This is a genomic window from Halorubrum sp. 48-1-W, from assembly GCF_003287355.1.
GTDB lineage: Archaea > Halobacteriota > Halobacteria > Halobacteriales > Haloferacaceae > Halorubrum.
In genome coordinates this window covers 1-17,145 of the sequence record NZ_QMIM01000038.1, presented here as the reverse complement: position 1 = coordinate 17,145, position 17,145 = coordinate 1, and the positions used below count along the sequence as shown (strand labels likewise).

Annotated in this window: 19 protein-coding genes; 4 read left to right on the top strand and 15 right to left on the bottom strand. The window is 68.9% G+C overall.

The genetic code is table 11. The annotated features are described in order from the left end of the window. Positions 1-11: 11 nt before the first annotated feature. Genes phnE (DQW50_RS15410) through phnD form a run of 4 tightly spaced genes read right to left on the bottom strand, consistent with a single transcriptional unit; the run spans position 12 to position 3,750 of the window. A complete protein-coding gene (gene phnE, locus DQW50_RS15410; protein ID WP_112080149.1) occupies positions 12-806 on the bottom strand; it encodes a phosphonate ABC transporter, permease protein PhnE in 795 nt (264 codons plus the stop codon). Beyond that, positions 806-1,642, bottom strand: a complete 837-nt coding sequence (gene phnE / locus DQW50_RS15405) for a phosphonate ABC transporter, permease protein PhnE (RefSeq protein WP_112080148.1) — start codon at positions 1,640-1,642, stop codon at positions 806-808. The genes phnE (DQW50_RS15410) and phnE (DQW50_RS15405) overlap by 1 nt, the downstream gene beginning before the upstream one ends. Before the next feature lie 3 nt (positions 1,643-1,645). Then, the gene (phnC, locus tag DQW50_RS15400; protein WP_112080147.1) at positions 1,646-2,494 is read right to left on the bottom strand and encodes a phosphonate ABC transporter ATP-binding protein; all 849 of its coding nucleotides are present in this window, start codon (positions 2,492-2,494) and stop codon (positions 1,646-1,648) included. 2 nt (positions 2,495-2,496) lie between these two features. Next, a complete protein-coding gene (phnD, locus tag DQW50_RS15395) occupies positions 2,497-3,750 on the bottom strand; it encodes a phosphate/phosphite/phosphonate ABC transporter substrate-binding protein (RefSeq protein WP_112080146.1) in 1,254 nt (417 codons plus the stop codon). Between the two features lie 788 nt (positions 3,751-4,538). Here phnD and DQW50_RS15390 point away from each other — a divergent pair. Beyond that, positions 4,539-5,633, top strand: a complete 1,095-nt coding sequence (locus DQW50_RS15390; protein WP_198664706.1) for a TrmB family transcriptional regulator — start codon at positions 4,539-4,541, stop codon at positions 5,631-5,633. Between the two features lie 94 nt (positions 5,634-5,727). Here DQW50_RS15390 and DQW50_RS15385 read toward each other — a convergent pair whose 3' ends face one another. From DQW50_RS15385 to DQW50_RS15370, 4 genes are read right to left on the bottom strand one after another with little or no spacing between them, the layout of a single operon-like run. Further along, positions 5,728-6,855 (bottom strand): ABC transporter ATP-binding protein, encoded by a 1,128-nt coding sequence (locus DQW50_RS15385; protein ID WP_198664705.1) that lies wholly within the window; start codon positions 6,853-6,855, stop codon positions 5,728-5,730. A gap of 2 nt (positions 6,856-6,857) precedes the next feature. After that, positions 6,858-7,934, bottom strand: coding sequence for a carbohydrate ABC transporter permease (locus DQW50_RS15380; RefSeq protein ID WP_241964457.1), 1,077 nt, complete (start codon positions 7,932-7,934; stop codon positions 6,858-6,860). Then, positions 7,931-8,941 carry a carbohydrate ABC transporter permease gene (locus DQW50_RS15375; protein WP_112080145.1) on the bottom strand — a complete coding sequence of 337 codons (1,011 nt, stop codon included), beginning with the start codon at positions 8,939-8,941 and terminating at the stop codon, positions 7,931-7,933. Before DQW50_RS15375 ends, DQW50_RS15380 begins: the two co-directional genes overlap by 4 nt. Positions 8,942-8,953: 12 nt before the next feature. Next, on the bottom strand, positions 8,954-10,426 hold the full coding sequence (locus tag DQW50_RS15370) for an extracellular solute-binding protein (RefSeq protein ID WP_112080144.1): 1,473 nt from the start codon (positions 10,424-10,426) through the stop codon (positions 8,954-8,956). A 182-nt stretch (positions 10,427-10,608) separates the two neighbouring features. Between DQW50_RS15370 and DQW50_RS15365 the strand changes: the two genes are divergently transcribed. The 3 genes from DQW50_RS15365 to DQW50_RS15355 all read left to right on the top strand — a co-directional run bounded on the left by DQW50_RS15365 (position 10,609) and on the right by DQW50_RS15355 (position 12,471). After that, complete coding sequence (locus tag DQW50_RS15365; protein ID WP_112080143.1) at positions 10,609-11,070, top strand: hypothetical protein; 462 nt, start codon at positions 10,609-10,611, stop codon at positions 11,068-11,070. After that, positions 11,070-12,053, top strand: a complete 984-nt coding sequence (locus DQW50_RS15360) for a hypothetical protein (protein WP_112080180.1) — start codon at positions 11,070-11,072, stop codon at positions 12,051-12,053. Before DQW50_RS15365 ends, DQW50_RS15360 begins: the two co-directional genes overlap by 1 nt. 82 nt (positions 12,054-12,135) lie before the next feature. After that, the gene (locus tag DQW50_RS15355) at positions 12,136-12,471 is read left to right on the top strand and encodes a hypothetical protein (RefSeq protein ID WP_112080142.1); all 336 of its coding nucleotides are present in this window, start codon (positions 12,136-12,138) and stop codon (positions 12,469-12,471) included. A gap of 28 nt (positions 12,472-12,499) precedes the next feature. Here DQW50_RS15355 and hisD read toward each other — a convergent pair whose 3' ends face one another. From hisD to DQW50_RS17695, 7 genes are all read right to left on the bottom strand, one after another. Further along, positions 12,500-13,777: a histidinol dehydrogenase gene (gene hisD, locus DQW50_RS15350; protein ID WP_112080141.1), complete on the bottom strand. Its 1,278-nt coding sequence runs from the start codon at positions 13,775-13,777 to the stop codon at positions 12,500-12,502. Positions 13,778-13,856: 79 nt separating this feature from the next. After that, positions 13,857-14,066 carry a hypothetical protein gene (locus DQW50_RS15345; RefSeq protein ID WP_112080140.1) on the bottom strand — a complete coding sequence of 70 codons (210 nt, stop codon included), beginning with the start codon at positions 14,064-14,066 and terminating at the stop codon, positions 13,857-13,859. Positions 14,067-14,089: 23 nt separating this feature from the next. Continuing rightward, positions 14,090-15,055 carry a phytoene/squalene synthase family protein gene (locus DQW50_RS15340; RefSeq protein ID WP_112080139.1) on the bottom strand — a complete coding sequence of 322 codons (966 nt, stop codon included), beginning with the start codon at positions 15,053-15,055 and terminating at the stop codon, positions 14,090-14,092. Positions 15,056-15,226: 171 nt separating this feature from the next. Then, positions 15,227-15,391: an HVO_2523 family zinc finger protein gene (locus DQW50_RS18265; RefSeq protein WP_198664704.1), complete on the bottom strand. Its 165-nt coding sequence runs from the start codon at positions 15,389-15,391 to the stop codon at positions 15,227-15,229. A gap of 65 nt (positions 15,392-15,456) precedes the next feature. After that, entirely contained in the window at positions 15,457-16,077 is a 621-nt protein-coding gene (locus DQW50_RS15335) for a hypothetical protein (protein WP_112080138.1), read from the bottom strand. 90 nt (positions 16,078-16,167) lie between these two features. Continuing rightward, the gene (locus tag DQW50_RS15330; RefSeq protein WP_112080137.1) at positions 16,168-16,746 is read right to left on the bottom strand and encodes a cysteine hydrolase family protein; all 579 of its coding nucleotides are present in this window, start codon (positions 16,744-16,746) and stop codon (positions 16,168-16,170) included. A 156-nt stretch (positions 16,747-16,902) separates the two neighbouring features. After that, positions 16,903-17,145: DUF952 domain-containing protein (locus DQW50_RS17695; protein WP_127341351.1), on the bottom strand; the 243-nt coding region annotated here is incomplete at its 5' end.

Sequence of the window (17,145 nt, the reverse complement as noted above, 5' to 3'; positions counted from 1 at the left end):
ACCCGAACCGCTCAACGGACCTTCCTCCGTGCGTATGCGGACACGGCCTCGCTCACGAGGACGACGCCGAGGATGGCAACGAGCAGGGCGGACACCGTCCGCCAGGCGAACGAGTCGATCGCCTCGAACAGCTGGACGCCGATCCCGCCCGCGCCGACGAACCCGAGGATCGTCGCTGCCCGCACGTTGATGTCCCACCGATACACGCTGAGCCCGACTAAGGCGGGCTTGATCTGCGGGACGATCCCGTACACGAGCAGTTGGACGGGGCTCGCGCCGGTCGCGCGGACCCCCTCCACCTGCCCGAAGTCGATCTCTTCGATCTCTTCTCCGAGGAGCTTCGCCAGGAACCCGATCGACCGGACCGCGGTCGCGACGGTGCCGGCGAGCGCGCCCGGCCCGAACATCACGACGAAGAGTAGCGCCCAGACGATCGTGTGGACCGACCGCGAGACGGTGACGATGAGCTTCCCGAGCGCGTACGTGCCCCGGTTCGGCGTCGTGTTCTCGGCGGCGATGTACGCGACCGGGGCCGCCATCGCCACCGCCGCGATCGTGCCGACGACGGCGATCTGTATCGTCTCGGCGAGCGGGCCGACCGCGTTCGGTAGGTACCCCCAGTCGGGCGGGTACATCCGTCCGAGGAGGTCGCCGACCTGCGCCGGCGCGGTGGTCACGTACTGGAGGCTCATGTCGAGCCACTCCCACGAGGCGACCACGACGGCGACGGCGACGAGCACACTGCCGACCCGGAAGAGCCGCTCCCGCGCGTCGAACCGGCTCCACTCGCGCGTGGCCCCCGCCATCACTGGACCCTCCGTCTGACGACGGCGCTCACGAACTCGGCGACCAGGACCACGGCGATGATCGCGATGAGAATTGCCGCCACGTAGTCGTACTCGTACCGTTGGTAGGCCCGCTGGAGGAGGACGCCGATCCCGCCGGCGCCGACGATCCCGACGATCGTCGACGACCGGATGTTGATGTCCCAGCGGTACACGGCGAGCCCGGCGAAGCGCGGAACGACCTGCGGGACGACCCCGTAGACGAGGCTCTGGAACCGAGAGGCGCCGGTCGCCCGGACTGCCTCGACACCTCCCATGTCGATGTCCTCCAAGTCCTCGGCGAACAGCTTCGAAAAGAAGCCGATCGTCTTGAAACTGATCGCGACGATCCCCGCGAGCGGGCCGAACCCGAGCGCGATGACGGCGATGATCGCGACGATCAGCCCGTCGATGGCGCGCGTGGCGCTGATGATACCCCGACTGAGGTAGTAGGTCGGCTTCGGCGAGATGTTCTCGGCCGCCCCAAACGCCACCGGGAGGCTGATCGCGATCCCGGCGACGGTCGCGACCATCGCCATCGCGATCGTCTCGATCATGCGATCAAACAGCCTGAGCGTGTATTCGCTGCCGGTCTCGGGTGGCAGCATCGAGTCGATCAGCTCGTAGCCGTACCCGATTCCGGAGAGGAAGCGGCTGGGCGTGATCCGCAGGCTCGCGACCGACCACGCGATCAGCGCGAGGACGGCCCCGTACACCGCCCACTTCGTGTACCGGTTCCGGAACGCGGTCGGGCGCCGCCACGTCCGCCGGTCGGCCGCGCCCGTTGACCCCGCCGGCGAGGACGACTCGGTCGCCATGGGTCAGTCCTCCGCGGGCAGGCGGTCGGAACCGGCGTCCTGCCCGTTCCGCGCGCTCGACTCGTCGTCCGGACCCGACAGCCAGTCCGGGTCCGTCGCGGCCGACGCCGGCGGCTCCTCGCCGCGGTAGATGACGCCTTTCGACTCGTCGGTGAGGTCGCTCGCCGGCCCGTCGAAGACGAGCTCGCCGGCGTGGAGCCCGAGGATTCGGTCCGCGTACGCCTCCGCGAGGTCGACCTCGTGGATGTTGATCAGCACGGGCACATCGCGGTCCTCGGCGATGTCGGTGAGCAGCTCCATCACGTCGCGGGAGGTCTCGGGGTCGAGGCTCGAGGTCGGCTCGTCGGCCAGCAGGATCTTCGGCTCCTGGACGACCGCCCTCGCGATGCCGACGCGCTGGCGCTGGCCGCCGGAGAGCTCGTCGACCCGCTTGTCCTCCATGCCGTCGAGTCCGACCAGATCGAGCAGCTCGTATGCGCGCTCGACGTCCTCCGGCGGGAAGTTCCGTCGGAGCGCGGCCCAGTTCGAGACGTAGCCGAGCCGCCCGGAGAGCACGTTCTCCATCACGGTGAGCCGCTCGACGAGGTTATACTCCTGGAACACCATGCCGACGTTCCGGCGCGCGTCCCGTAGCCCGTCGTCGTCCAGCGCCGTCAGCTCCGTGTCGTCGAGGCGGACGCTCCCCGTCGTCGGCTCGACCAGGCGATTGATACATCGGACGAACGTGCTCTTGCCGGCCCCGCTCGGGCCGATCATCGCCACGACCTCGCGGCCGTCGATCCTCACGGAGACGTCACACAGCGCCTCGTCGCCCGTCGGATACGTCTTTCCGAGGTTCTCCGTTTCGAGCATCGTTACAGGTTCCCGCTCTCGTACTCGACGCCGTTGTACCGCTGGATGATCAGGATGTCGTTGAAGACGTTCTTGTAGTCGATTTCGACGTACTCGGCCTCACCGGTGTTTTCGGCGTACTCGGTGTCCGTCCAGTCGGTCCCGATGGTCGCCTCCTTGATCCCTTCGACGATGTCCGGGTGGAGGTCGTATCGGTGGACCATCGGACCCGGCGGGAACGGGTTGCTCGCCCAGACCACCTTGAAGTCGTCGTAGTCGATGTCCTCTGTCGACCCGATGAGGTCATCGACGCAGGTGCTACAGATCGGTCCGGCGTCGTAGTCGCCGGCGGCGATGCCGCGGGCGGTCTGGTCGTGGCCGCCCGAGAACTCCCTCTCGTAGTCCTCTCCGGCCGTCACGTCGAAGGACTGGTCGAAAAGCGCCGACGGCGCCTGATTACCGGAGTTCGACGCCGGCTCGGAGTGCGTGACTGTGACATCGTCGCGCGCGAAGTCGTCGACGGACTGGATGTCGTGCTCGTCGTCGCGGGTGATCGCCAGTAGCCGGTAGCCGAACTGTCCGGAGGGACTTATCGGGACCGCGAACGGAACGACGCCGCCGAGGTTGACCCCGAAGGCGGACGTCCCGGTCGAGATATCGCCCAGATGTCCGCGCCCCGCCCGGAACGACTCGACCGTCGCTGCGTTGGAGTCGACGGGCTGCCACTCGACCGTCCGGCCCGTCGTCTCCTCAAGCCGGTCCAGTAGCGGCTGGATGGTCTCCTGGTACTGCGTCTGGCCGGACTCGCCGGGCTTGTCCACGAAAATGAGCGGGTCGGGGTCGACCCACTCGCTCTCGTCGTCGGGGAGCTCCCTCGGCGGTTCGCCGTGGGCGATCTCGTCGACGTTCTGGTTCCGCATGTTCTCCAGGTCCGTCTGGCTCCCCTGGAAGTAGTCGTTCTCCGAGACCGCCGTCATCAGGTAGTTGTTCTCCTCCCAGTTGGGCTCGGCGGGATCGAACTCCGAGGCGTCCGCGAGCATGGGATCGCCGGACTCGCCGTCGCTCCCGTCGTTGCCGCTCCCGTCGTCGCCGCTCCCGTCGTCGCCGCTCCCGTCGTCATCGCTTTCGAGGCCCGCGCCGGCCTCCTCGCTCCCGTCGCCGCTCTCGCCGCTCCCGCCGGAACAGCCCGCCAATCCGGCCACGCCGAGCGCACTGCCGGTCAGGATGAACTTCCGTCTCGAACTCGTCTCCGTCGGTCCGCCGGTGTCTTCCACCATTACGTCCGACGTATTCGCTATTCGGCGTAAGAAGCCTGCTATGAGGGGTATATGGGGGGTACTGCCGATCCGACCCGCTCCGTACCGCTCCGAAGCGGACCGCAGTCTGCGGGAGACCCCCGTACGGATCGAACCGGTACGTACCGCTCCGGAGTGGACGGTACCGGAACGGATCGGAGTGTACCGGATCGGCGTCCGCGATACGTTTGTATGGCTCGCGGTCCTCCTCGCCCCATGACCGTCCCCTCGGAGAGTGGGTTCGCCCGACGCTACCGGGGGCTCTCCCCCGCCGAGCGACGCGACTTCGTCGCCGCGCTGTGAGCGGCTCGCGGCTGGGAGACGACCCGCGAGGCGGGCGATCCGAACCTCGTCGTCGCCCGTCACGACGGCCACGTCCGGCGCGTCGCGACGGCCACGTACGTCCACGAGCCAACCGACGAGCGCGTTCGGGTCGCGTTCCGCTACGGCCGGCTCGGCGACACCGCCGCCGCTCCGCCGGCGTGGTACGCGGAGGTCGATCCGGGCGAGGACGCGGCCTGACGCTGGCCCGCGGGTCGGTCGCCCGTCTACTCGATTCGGGTTCCGGACGCTCTCCGCGTGTGCCTCCGGCCCTCCGCCCCCGCCACCGTCGTGACCGGTAGCGTTCGACCGACGACGGAAACAAACCGTTTTATCACAGCCGTGGTAGTTAGAATCATGGGCGAACGACGTATCGGACGTATCCGGGGTCATGGCGTGTGGATCCGATGTAGTGGCGTGTGGAGACGGCGCGTCCGCGGCGGGTGGTGGTGACCGTGGACCGCGACGAACTCACGGCGACGCTCGAGGACGCCGGCCTCTCGCCGTACCAGGCGGACGCGTACGTCACCGTCCTCGAACTCGGCGCGGCGCCCGTGACACGGGTCGCCGACGCCAGCGGGGTGCCCGACCCGCGCATCTACGACGTGTTACGGGACTTAGAGCGCGTCGGGTACATCGAGACGTACGAACAGGAGTCGCTGTACGCGCGCGCGAACAGCCTCGACGAGATCCTCGACGACCTCAGTTCGCGGGCGAGCCGCTTCACCGCGGCGACGGAGGAGATCGAGCGACGCTGGAACGAACCCTCCGTCGAGCAGTCCACGGTGAGCATCGTCACGCGGTTCGAGACGGTGATCAAAAACGCCGACGACTTCATCCGTAACGCGGACTCGCAGGTGAACGTCTCGCTCAGCGTCGATCACTTCGACCAGCTCCGCGACGCCCTCCGCGAGGCGACGGCGCGCGGCGTCCGCGTCAACCTCTCGATCCACACGCCTGACGACGCCGAGGCGGCGCTCCCCGACGCCACGGTGTTGAGCGAGGTCTGCTCGGAGGCGCGCCACCGTCGCCTCCCCTCACCGTTCGTGGTAACGATCGACCGAACCAAGACGTGTTTCGCGCCCCACGCGGGCTCGACGAACGAGTACGGCGTGCTCGTCGACGACCGAACCCACACCTACGTGTTCCACTGGTTTTTCCTCACCACGCAGTGGGACACCTGGGAGCCGATATACGCCGCGCTCGACGACGAGCCACCGATCGACTACATCGACATCCGCTACTGCGTCCGCGACGTCGCCCCGCTACTTCGCGACGGCGCGACGGTCGAGGTACGCATCGAGGGGACCGACACGGAGACCGGCGACGACCGCGTGGTCGAGGGGACCATCTCGGAGGTCGTGGTCACGGGGTTCGACGACGGCGCCGACGCGGAAGTCGTCGCGAGCTTCGGCGGCCAGGTCGCGCTCGTCGTCGAGACCGCGGACGGGCCGGTCGAGGTCGGCGGCTGGGGGGCAATGGTCGAGGCCGTCGAGGCCCACCGGATCGCCGTCGTCGACGTGACCGAAGCGACGGCTCCGTAGGCACAGGAACGGCCGAAGCGACGGCTCCGTAGGCACAGGAACGGCCGAAGCGACGGCTCCGTACACGTGAAAAGGACCGACGCGGGCCGGTATCCTACTCGAGCGAGTGGGTGATCGCGTCGCCGCTCTCGCGGTCGAACAGGTGGACGTTCTCGCGGTCCAGCACGACCCGGACGTCGTCGTCCTCGACGATCCTCGTGTCTGGTTCGAGGTTGATCAGGAGCTGTCCCTCTCCGCGCCCCTCCGCGCTCGCCTCGACGTCGCGGTCGAAAAGCAGGTACGCGTTCACCTCCTTGCCGATCGGTTCGATGACGTCGACGACGGCGTCGAACGCCTTCGTCGGTGCGTCCGCCTGGTCGGCGTTCCGCTCGAGGTGGACGTCCTCGGGGCGGATCCCCACGGTGACGTCCTGGCCGGGGGTGACGCCGTGTGCGTCCGGGTCGAAGTCGATCTGGGTGTAGGTGGACTCGACCCCGTCCTCGGTGGCCTCGCCCTCGATGAAGTTCATCGCCGGCGACCCGATGAAGCCGGCGACGAAGCGGTTCGCCGGCTCGTTGTAGCACTCGAGTGGCGGCGCGACCTGCTGGAGCACGCCGCCGTTGATGACGACGATCCGGTCCGACATCGTCATCGCCTGCGCCTGGTCGTGCGTGACGTAGACGATCGTGGTGTCGAGCTCGCGGTGGAGCCGCTGGAGCTGGGTCCGCATGTGGACGCGTAGCTCCGCGTCGAGGTTCGCCAGCGGCTCGTCCATCAGGAACGCCTCGGGCTTGCGGACGATGGCGCGGGCGATGGCGACGCGCTGGCGCTGCCCGCCGGACATCTCGCTCGGCATCCGGTCCATCATCCCCTCGAGCTGGACGACGTCGGCCGCCTCCTCGACGCGCCGGTCTATCTCCTCCTGGTCGTACTTCCGGAGCCGGAGCCCGAAGGAAATGTTGTCGTACACGTCCATGTGGGGGAACAGCGCGATGTTCTGGAACACCATAGAGATCCCCCGGTCCTTCGGCGGGAGGTCCGTCACGTCGCGGCCGCCGATCTCGATCGTCCCCTCGGTGGGGAGTGTGAGCCCGGCGATCGTCTCCATCGTGGTCGACTTCCCGCACCCGGAGGGGCCGACGAAGGTGACGAACTCCCCGTCGTTTATCTCCAGGTTCATGTCGTCGACTGCCGTTACGTCCTCGTACCGTTTCGTGATTCCAGATAGTTTGACTGATGCCATGGTTACTCCTTGACCGCGCCCGTGGTGAGGCCGCTGACGATCTTCTCCTGTGCGACGACGACGAGGATGGCGACGGGCAACACCGCGACGATGCTGGCGGCCGCCATCAGGTTGTACAACACCTCGAACTCGCCCTGGAACCGCAAGATCCCCTCCAGCATCGGTGCCCAGTTCTGTGGGCGGCCGTCGGTCATCAGCGAGCTGAAGAAGTACTCGTTGTACACCGAGATGAACGTCAGCACGCCGGCGGTCGCGACACCGGGCGCGGAAAGCGGCACGATGACGCGGAACAGCGCCCCGAGCCGGGTCGTCCCCTCGACGCGGGAGGCGTCCTCGAGCCCGTCGGGAATCTGCGAGTAGAACGTCATCAGGATGAAGATGGACAACGGCAAGAAGATCGCCGACAGCGGGATGAAGATCGCGTACGGCGTGTTGTACAGCGACCCCGCCGATAGCAGCGGCCGCAACACGTCGACGTTGGTGTTGAACAGCCGGTTCAGCGGGATGAAGAAGGCCGCGGGCGGGAAGAAGGACGTTACCAACACCAGAAGCAACAGCGGGCTGCGCCCGCGGAAGTCGAGCCGCCCGAACACGTAGCCCGCGAGGCTGCCGACGAGAAGCACCGCGACGGTCGCGACCGTCGCGATCAGGAAGCTGTTGAACACGTACCGGTGGAACGGTAGCGTGGTGAATATCTCGACGAACGCACCCGGGTTGAAGCCGGCCGGGATGAAGACGCCGACGTCGGAGAGGTTGTTCCGGGGCGTCACCGCGACGACGAACAGCCAGTAGAACGGGAACAACGTCGTGACGAGGAAGAAGACCGTCGCGACGTAGAACGTCGCGCGGTACGCGCGCTCGGGGTTCGTGATCATCTTCGCCGCCCACGCCTCGATGATCCCCCGGTCGAGGTCCGGCTCGTTGGCGGTCGGGTCGATGACCTCCTCGGTCGCCCCTCCTGCGGACGGGTCCGTGACGCCGCCGTCCGTGGCGTGAGCAGTGCCCGGGACGCTCGCTGTCGGCCCGTCGCCCGCGGCCGCGTTCTCCGCTGCCGCGTCGACGCGGTCGTCTCGGGTCATGCGACACCTCCGCTACTGTTGCGTAACGCGAGCAGGTACACCACCACGAAGCCGCTGATGACGACCGCGGTCAGGAACGCCACCGCGGAGGCGGTCGCCCACCGGCGGCTCTCCTGGAGCGCGATGATCACGAGACAGGTGAGCGACGGGACGGTCTCACAGCCCGCCGTCGAGTCGATGAGCCCGTAGATCCGCATCGCGTCCATCGTCCGGAACAGCATCGCGACGAGTAGCGCGGGCGCGACGAGCGGTAGCGTGATGTACTTGAACCGCTGCCACGGCGAGGCACCGGAGACCTTCGCGACGTCGTAGAGCCCGCGGTCGATGCTCTGGAGCCCCGCGAGGATGAGCAGCGCCATGAACGCCGTCGTCTTCCAGATGTCGGCGACGAGGACGATGAGAAACGAGTCCGAGCTGCTCGACAGCGGGTTGCTCCCGAAGACGCCGAGCCACTGCATGAACTCCGCGCCGAACCCGATGGTCGGATTGAATATCAAAAAGAAGATCATCCCCTGGATGACGATGGGGATGGCCCACGGGATGATGATCGCCACCCGGACCCACCGGCGCCCGTAGAAGTCCTGGTCGAGCACCAGCGCCTGTCCGAAGCCGATCAGCGTCTCGAAGAACACGCTGATGATCGCGAACGCCAGCGTGACGAAGATCGCCTGCTGGAGGAACGGCGCGCCGAAGTCGACGAAGGGGAACGAACTCGACAACGAGACGGAGATGAACTGCTGTGTGAAGTTCGTGTCGCCGGTCAGCAGGGCGATGTAGTGGTCGAGGCCGATGAACTCGCCGAACGGGTCGGCGGAGGCGACGGCGTCGGCCAGAAGCGAGAACCGGAACGTCTCGATCAGCGGGTAGAACGCGACGACAGCGAGCAGCAGGAAGGCGGGCGCTAACAGGACGTACGCGTAGACCTCTTCGCTCTGGGTCTCCAGCCAGTTGAGCGGGCGGGCGAGCAGGGATCCGCCCCCCCCGTCCGCTCGCGTGTCGGTTGACATCTCATACCCCCCTTACGCGAGTTCCTCCTCGACGGATTCGATGGACTCCGCGAGGTCGGCCATCGCGTCCTCCGGCGACTTCTCGGCCTGGTAGGCGGCCGAGACCTCGGAGGCGACCTGGCTCTCCTGGTCGGGCCAGGCCACGGTGACCGGGCGCGGGACGGTGTTCTGTCCGGAGATGGCGAGCGTGTCGACGAAGTCCCCCAGCGCGCCGACCGCGTCGGGATCGGCCGACTCGGTGACCGACGGGTCCGGGGGCAGGTACCCCCCCTCGGCGAAGTTGTTCAGCATGACGTCCTCGTTGGCGAACGCCTCGAGCACCTGGATGGCGTCGTCGAGCCGTTCCGAGTTCGGGTTGATCGTGAGGTGCCAGCCGCCGAGGGCGGCGGCGGGGCCGCCGGTGCCCTCGTGGTTGCCCTCGCCCGCCTCGACGCCGTACGGTAGCGGCATCACGTCGTAGTCCTCCGCGTCGAAGTCGTCGGAGTCGAGGTTGATCGGGATCGCGTACGGCCAGTTGCGGTGGAAGATCGCGTTCCCGCCCGTGAACGGCTCGCGGGCCGGCTCCTCGGTGAACGACAGCAGGTCGGTCGTCGAGATCTGCGGGAAGTCGGGATGGGCGTACTCCGCGTCCGGTCCCTCCATGAACGACCGCATCATGCGGATCGTGTCGTAGACGGGATCCTCCTCGACGGTGATCGGTCGGTCGCCGATCGGCCCGAAGAGGTTCTCGTGGTCGCCGAAGTAGGCGCCGCCGAAGGAGGTTATGGTCTCGCTGAACGTACAGCAGGCGAGCCCGACGTAGTTGTCAGCCTGGGTGGTGAACCCGTAGTCGATCTCGTCGCCGTCGGGGCCGCCGTTCTGCTCCCACACGTCGGCGGCCACCTCGGCGAACTCCTGCCAGCTCAGCGGCTCCGTCGCCCAGTTTTCCCCCTCCGGGTCGTAGCCGGCGTCCTCGACGAGGTCCTTCCGGTAGTGCATCACCGGGTAGTCCGGGAACAGCGGGAGCCCGAACAGGTCGCCCGACTCGGGGTCGCTCGCCGTGCCCACGGCGCTCCCGAGGTAGTCGTTCTGGACGTACTCGAGCGTCTCCGAGGAGAGTTCCTCGCTCAGGTTCACCAGCTGTCCGCGCGCGATGAACGGGATCGTCCACCCGGAGTCCATCATGAAGATGTCCGGGCTCGCGCGCCCCGCGTCCAGCGCCGACGTGAACTCCGAGCGTCGAGCGCCCGACTCGAAGTCGCCGGGGAGGATCTCGACCTCTATCGACTCGTCGAGCCCCGCCTCGTACAGGCTCTCGGTCACCGAGTCGCTGATCCCCTCCCACTCGCCGTCCATGGTGATCTGGACCGGATCGCCGCCGTCGCCGCCGCCGCCACCACAGCCGGCGAGCCCGACCGCCGCGCCCGTCGCGCCGGCCGCCTCCATGAAGCGCCGCCGTGATACCCCCACGCGTCCGCCGTCCGTGTCGGAGCCACTGTCTACCATTACAGGTGTTGTTACAAAATACACTCGTATATAACTATTGATGCTAATAGTCTCCAAAACTGATAGGACAGCGCGTGACGGGGCCGACTGGCGTGCCGGACACGGTCGCGCCTCGCCGAGCGGCCGGCGCGTTCCGACCGCGACGGAACGGCTTTGAGTCCCGAGCGCCGAGTGGGTCGACGATGGGAACCACCGGGGCTGTCGTGGGTCGGATCCGTGACGGTGTGGTACAGTGGCTCGAACGGGTGTTCTTCGGCGGCGCGGAGCTGTCCCTGCTGTCGACGCCCGCGTTCGTCGCCGTCCTCCTCGTACAGGGGCGGTACCCGGACGCGATCCCGATCGCCGGGCTCTTCGCGATCGCGACCGGGAGCGTCGGCCTCGCGCTGTTCCGCGCGGGCGTCGTCGACGTCGGGGACTGGCCTCGACGCGGCGAGCTGATGACGCTCCCGCTCCGGACGGCGTACTTCAGTCTGGTCTTCCTTTCGGCGGCAGTCGGGGTCGGGATCCTCGCGATCGAGGTCGTCGGATCCCTGTGGGTCGCGTCCCTCGGCGGCGTGGTCCAGCCGGCCGGCCTGGCCGCGTTCCCGACGGTCTATCGCGCCGTCCACGGCGAACCGGTTCGACGTCCGGCGGTGGTACCGTGATCGACGCGATCCGCCGGGCGATCGACGTCGTTCGGGACGCGACGACCGCCGTCTCGCGTCCGGAACACACGGGCGAGAACCGATGTCTCCCCTGTACCGCGGTCAACGCGGTCGGCGTCGCGGTCGTCGCCGTCCTCCTCGGCCGACGTCGTCGCGCGCTCGGGCTCCTCACAGCCCTCGGCGGCGCGTCGGCCATCTGGCTTCGCGGGTACGTCGTCCCCGGAACGCCGGGGTTCGCGCCGCGGCTCGTCGAACCGCTCCCGGTCTCGTTCGGCCCCGACCGCGACGACGGCGCCGGCTCCGGATCGCTCGCGGACGGTCCCGGGTCGTTCACGACGGACGACACGGAGGGCGCGGGCACCGTCGAAGCGACGGCCGGGCGAGTCGACGTGGAGGGGAACGAAGGCGAGACCGCGGTCGACGCTCCCGACGCCGGCCGGGAGGACCCCGACGGGATCGACGACGGCGGCCCAGCCGACTCGGACGTCGGCCCGACGGTGGTGATGGAGTCGCTCCTCGACGCCGGCGTACTCGTCGACGACGCCGGAACGCTCCGGCTCGCCGACGACTTCCGGACGGCGCTCGGCGAGCGGATCGGGACGCTCCGGGACGGCACCGATCGCGAGCTCGCCGAGCGCGCGGCCTCGATCGCCGGCGAGGACGTCACCGGAGCGGTCCACGACGGTCGGGTCCTCCTCGACGGGCGCCGGGACGCGTGGCTCAGCCGGCCGATCGCGCTCGCGGAGACCGCGCTCGGCGAGCTCCTCCTCGAACGCGATATCGACGCCGCCGTCGCGCGGGCTTCGGCCCGTCCCCTTCGGGCGTTCTTGGAGACCTGTCCGGCCTGCTGCGGGCCGATCCGCGATACGACCCTCCGGAACTGCTGTGGCGGCCCCGGCGGCGTCAGCGGGAACCCGGAGCGCGCGGTTCGCGCCTGTGCCGACTGCGACGCCGTCGTGTTCACCGACCGTAGCGCGGACTGAGGCGCCGCGGCCGTCCCTCCGGAACGCGGCGTCCGCGACCGCACGGCGACAGACATACCACCGAAGAGTGCTACCAATACGCATGGACACGGTCGGCGGCCTCGCGCTCGCCTGGCGGCTCGGCGTTGCCGCCGTCGCGATCGCCGGGCCGACGGTCCTGTACCTCGGACTGTGGCGGTTCCTCGCGTGGCTCCGCGACGACGCGCTCGTCGACCGACTCGCGGCGCGCGGCGCGGTCGAGACCCCGAACCCCGCTCCTGCCGACGTCCTCGCGGCCGCGACCGAGGGTGTGGGCGGGTGCCGGTGTCCGGACTGCGGAACGACGGTCGTCGCCGGCGCGACGCGGTGTCGAGCATGCCGGCTGGTCGATGGGGTCGACGCCGTACACGCGGACGGCCCCGGTTCCGAGCCCGACTGACGGGACGCGCGCCGTTGCCAGGGGACGGCTACTCGAACCGCTTCCGGACGCTCTCGGCGTGTGCCTCCAACCCCTCCGCCTCCGCCAGCGTCGTTATCGTGTCCGAGAGATCGGCGAGCGCCTCCCGGTCGAGCCGTTGGACGGTCGACGACCGCAGGAACGTGTCGACTGAGAGCCCGCCGTACCGCTTCGCGCCGCCGTTCGTCGGCAGGACGTGGTTCGGGCCGGCCGCGTAGTCGCCCGCGGCCACCGGCGAGTGTGCCCCGAGGAAGACGGAGCCCGCGTTCGAGATCCGGTCGAGCAGCGCCTCGTCGTCCTCGGCCACGATCGAGAGGTGTTCGGCGGCGTACTCCTCGGCGAACAGCACCGCCTCGGACATCGACCGCGCGTGGAGGACGCCCGAGGCGTCGTTGTCGAGGGCGGCCCGGACCGTCTCCTCGCGCTCGCGCTCGGCAGTCTGCTCGTCGACCGCGGCTGCGACCGCCGCAGCGAGGTCGGCGTCGTCGGTGACCGCGACCACGGAGGCGTTCGGGTCGTGTTCGGCTTGTGCGACCAGGTCGGCCGCGACGAGCGCGGGATCGGCGTCCCCGTCGGCGAGCACCAGCACCTCGCTCGGTCCCGCGAGGAAGTCGATCTCGACGTCGCCCTGGACGATCGCCTTCGCTGCCGTCACCCACTTGTTTCCGGGACCGACCACCTTCTGTACGGTCGTCACCGTCTCCGTCCCGTACGCCAGCGCCGCGATCGCCTGTGCGCCGCCGACCTGGTACACGGCGTCCGCGCCCGCCTCGTGGATCGCCGCGAGCGTGACCGGGTTCGGATCGTCCGCGGGCGGGGTCACGACGGAGACGTGGTCGACGCCCGCCACGACCGCCGGGATCACGCCCATCAGCGCGCTGGAGGGGTACGCCGCCGCGCCGCCGGGAACGTACACGCCCGCCCGGTCGATCGGCCGGAAGCGGCGACCCAGCTCGCGGCCCTCGAACGACTCGTTCCAGTCCGTCGGTCGCTGGCGCTCGTGGAACGTGCGGACGTTCTCGGCGGCGTCGCGGACCGCTTCGAGCACCGGGTCGTCGGCGTCCTCGAGTTCGGCGTGTGCGCGGGCAACCTCGTCGGTGATGTCGAGGTTCCCGACCGTCACCCCGTCGAACTCCTCGGCGAACTCGCGGACCGCCACGTCGCCCTCCTCGCGCACCCGGTCGACGATCCCCTCGACGTCCCCGCGGACCGCCTCGATACCCGCGTCGCGCTCGAAGAGGGCGCGCCGCTCGGCGGGCGAGAGGTCGGCGACGGCTCGTACGTTCATACCCCCGCTCCGGGACGACGGGAAAAGGGCGTTCCGGCTCGCGCCAGCACGACGAACGGGGCGTTCCGGCCCGCAGCGGTCACTCCACCGGGCGGATCCCGGTCACGTCCAGCGTCGCGACCACCACGAGGAGCACGAGGAGCCCGACGGCGGCGAAAAGTAGCGGCGCGGAGAGCGCGACGGCGGCCTCGTAGGACGCGAGCAGTCGCGTCGTCCCGCGGACGACGAAGCCGGCGAACCCGAGGCCGAACGCGAGGGCGGCGAGCTGGACGAACCGTGCGCGGTTCATCGGGACTGCGTTCGGTTCATCGTTCAGTCGGTCCGGAGGGCCGTGTGATCGTGCCGGCCGTGGCCGTGGCGACCGTGGTCGCGGTCGAACCCGTGGCTCATCTCGTAGAAGACCGCCTCCGGGTCGGGGTTCCACTGCCACTTCCAGCGGGTCCGGACGAGAAGCGAGAGCTTCCGGACGAGCGAGAGCTCCGGCGTCGTCGAGACGGTGTCGTACCCGAGCTTCCTGATGAGCCGGTGGTGGTCGGCGTACAACACCGCCGCCAGCAACACCGCGAGCTGGCAGTCCTCCGGGAGGTACTTGATCCCGGCGACGCCCTCCTCGTAGAGTCGCTCGGTCCGGACGAGTTCCTCGCGGATCGCTGTGGCCACGTCGTCGTCGAACTCCAGGTCCAGTACCTGCTCCTCGCTCACGCCGTGTCGCCGGAGCGTCTCGAGCGGGAGGTAGATCCGGTCGCGCTCGATCACGTCCTCGCGGACGTCCCGCAGGAAGTTCGTCATCTGGAACGCCTCGCCGAGCCTGGTCGCGTGCGGTAGCGCCGTCGCCTCGGCCGCCGGATCGAGGTCCATGATCGCGGTCATCATCCGCCCGACCGCGGACGCGGAGCCGTCCATGTACGCCTCCAGGTCGGCGTACGTCTCGTATCGGTCGGTGTCGATGTCGCTCTCCATCGCGTCGATGAAGGCGTCGACGTCGCGGTCGTCGATGCCGCGTTCGGCCCGAACCGTGGAGAACGCCTCGAGCACCGGGTCGTCGGTCGGCTCCTCTCCGAGGGCGGCTCGGCGGAGGCGTTCGAGTTCCGCGCGTTGCTCGTCGGGCGGGGCGGTCTCCTCGGCGTCGACCACCTCGTCAGCGACCCGGAAGAAGCCGTACAACACGTAGGTCGGGTGCCGGATGTCCTCGGGGAGCAGGCGGGTGGCGACGTGGAACGTCTTCCCGGTGCGACGCTGGATCCGTTTGCCCCGGGCAACCTGGCGTTTCTCTACCATGTCGACCCCGGTAACTCGCTGGGGAGGGTCGAGAGCGGGTCGCCAATCATGTATACCAACAGATCGGTCCGCAGAAGTATAACAGTTCCCTCAGGAAACTGCGGACACGACGGCGCGTTTTCGTCTCGGCGCTGGAGAGTTCCTGAGGCCGCGACTCGCCGCCGATCCCTCTCAATAGAAGGTGTCGCTACAGTCGTAGACGACCCCGTGGACCGGACAGACGTACTTGCAGTGTCTGTGGATCATCGCTTCCCCACAGCGGGGACACGGGCGTCCCCCGTGGTCCGTGGTGGCCCGGTCGGCGCCGTCGTCGGTCCGGTCGCGCGTCTCGCTCACGGCCGCACCGAGGCACGCAGTGGTGATAAATCGCCCCCCTCCGCAGGGCCGGGTTTCGGCCGCGGTCACTCCGCCGACAGCGAGCCGTACACCGACTCCGCGGTCCCCGCCGACTCGAACGGTAGCGTCAACACGCCGCTCCACTCCTCGTCCGACAGCGCTGTCACGGTCGGTTCGTCGAGGTCGACGTGGCGGACCTCCTCGCCGCCGAGCGTCATCGACACCGCGAACGGTCCCGGATCGTCGATCGCGCCCGACGTCTCGAGCCGGTCGCGGAACGACTCCCGTCCCGCCTCCGAGAGCGCGACGTACACGAGGTGTTCGCCGTCCTCCTCGCGGACCCCCTGAACGTACTCGAGACCCGCGGCGTCGAAGAGCCGGTCCCCGGACTCCCCGTCGTCGCCCGACCCGTCCCCACTCGACCCGTCGTCCGACCCGTCCTCGTACAGCAGTCGGGCCTCGAACGGCGCGTCCGGGTCGACGGCGACCGACGTCGCGTCCGACCCCTCGGCGTCCTCGCCGGACCCGTCGCTTCCCGCGCCGTCGCCTCCCGGGCCGTCGCCGTCGCTTGCCTCGGTCGTCGCGCCGTCGCCGTCGTCATCGACCGCCACTGCCCCGGCGAAGCCGACGGCCCCGAGCCCGACGACCCCCAGCCCGCCGATCACCCCGCGTCGAGAGAGCTCCATGTACCCGCGTCCCGGTCGTGCGTAAAAAGGATTGTACGCCGATTCACGCGGCTGATAATCGCGGACGGCGGGCGGGAGCTGACCGACCCGTCACCCGCCGTCGAACGCGACCGCGTCCCGCGTCGTCGTCTCGCCGAACAGCCAGTCCGCGTGGTCGACCGCGTACTCGCGATGCTCCTCGGTGATGTAGCCGAGCGCGTCCTCGACGACGACCGGGCGGTAGTCGCGGAGCCCGGCGCTGCCGGCGGTGTGGAGCACGCAGACGTTCGCGAGCGTCCCACAGATCAGGAGGTCGCGGACCCCGTGTGCCTCGAGGAACCCCTCGAGGTCGGTTCGATAGAAGGCGTCGTAGGTGTGTTTCTCGACGACGTGGTCCGCCTCGCGGACGTCGAGGTCGGCGACGAGTTCGGCGTCCCACGTCCCCTCGACGACGTGTTCGCCCCAGCGGTCGAACTCGTCGTAGTAGTGGGCGTCCTCGAACTGCTCCGGGGGGTGGACGTCGCGGGTGTAGACGACCCGCGCCCCGGCGTCGCGCGCGCGAGCGACGAGGTCGTTCACGGGCCCGATCGCCGCCTCGCTCGGCTCGGCGTAGAGGCTCCCGTCGGGGTGACAGAAGCCGTTCTGCATGTCCACGACGACCACCGCGGTGTCGGTCGGATCGTACGGCATGGTCGACGGTTGGGGGTCCGGATACAAAAGATCGAACCCGGAGGCGGGGGCGTGCCGTCCGAACCGACGGCGCACGTCTCGTACGGGAGTCGCCAAACGATCGCGTCGGGCTCGGTCAGTACGGACGACGGAGTCAGCAACCGATACCGAATCCGGTCAGTCGTTCGTGGAAGCGGTATTTAACAGCGCTTCGGGAAGCCGGAACCCGGTTTCGTCCTGTTCGAAGGGGAAGATCTCAGCGACAGGGTCCAGCGTTAACGGGCCATACACGTGGGGAAACGCGCTTTCACCGTCTTCTCCATCCGTCTCATATCGAACTGGTGGATCGATTCTGGCTTCTTCCAGTGAACTACCCCACCCTACCGCTCGGGCTGACGCCCTCGCGCTTGAGGGTGTCGT

Coding starts and splice junctions, on each gene's coding strand:
- DQW50_RS15375 (WP_112080145.1), bottom strand. CDS start 8,941: ATGTCAACCGACACGCGAGCGGACGGGGGGGGCGGATCCCTGCTCGCC.
- phnE (WP_112080148.1), bottom strand. CDS start 1,642: ATGGCGACCGAGTCGTCCTCGCCGGCGGGGTCAACGGGCGCGGCCGAC.
- DQW50_RS15340 (WP_112080139.1), bottom strand. CDS start 15,055: ATGGTAGAGAAACGCCAGGTTGCCCGGGGCAAACGGATCCAGCGTCGC.
- phnD (WP_112080146.1), bottom strand. CDS start 3,750: ATGGTGGAAGACACCGGCGGACCGACGGAGACGAGTTCGAGACGGAAG.
- phnC (WP_112080147.1), bottom strand. CDS start 2,494: ATGCTCGAAACGGAGAACCTCGGAAAGACGTATCCGACGGGCGACGAG.
- DQW50_RS15345 (WP_112080140.1), bottom strand. CDS start 14,066: ATGAACCGCGCACGGTTCGTCCAGCTCGCCGCCCTCGCGTTCGGCCTC.
- DQW50_RS15330 (WP_112080137.1), bottom strand. CDS start 16,746: ATGCCGTACGATCCGACCGACACCGCGGTGGTCGTCGTGGACATGCAG.
- DQW50_RS15370 (WP_112080144.1), bottom strand. CDS start 10,426: ATGGTAGACAGTGGCTCCGACACGGACGGCGGACGCGTGGGGGTATCA.
- DQW50_RS15355 (WP_112080142.1), top strand. CDS start 12,136: ATGGACACGGTCGGCGGCCTCGCGCTCGCCTGGCGGCTCGGCGTTGCC.
- DQW50_RS15380 (WP_241964457.1), bottom strand. CDS start 7,934: ATGACCCGAGACGACCGCGTCGACGCGGCAGCGGAGAACGCGGCCGCG.
- phnE (WP_112080149.1), bottom strand. CDS start 806: ATGGCGGGGGCCACGCGCGAGTGGAGCCGGTTCGACGCGCGGGAGCGG.
- hisD (WP_112080141.1), bottom strand. CDS start 13,777: ATGAACGTACGAGCCGTCGCCGACCTCTCGCCCGCCGAGCGGCGCGCC.
- DQW50_RS15365 (WP_112080143.1), top strand. CDS start 10,609: ATGGGAACCACCGGGGCTGTCGTGGGTCGGATCCGTGACGGTGTGGTA.
- DQW50_RS15335 (WP_112080138.1), bottom strand. CDS start 16,077: ATGGAGCTCTCTCGACGCGGGGTGATCGGCGGGCTGGGGGTCGTCGGG.
- DQW50_RS15385 (WP_198664705.1), bottom strand. CDS start 6,855: ATGGCATCAGTCAAACTATCTGGAATCACGAAACGGTACGAGGACGTA.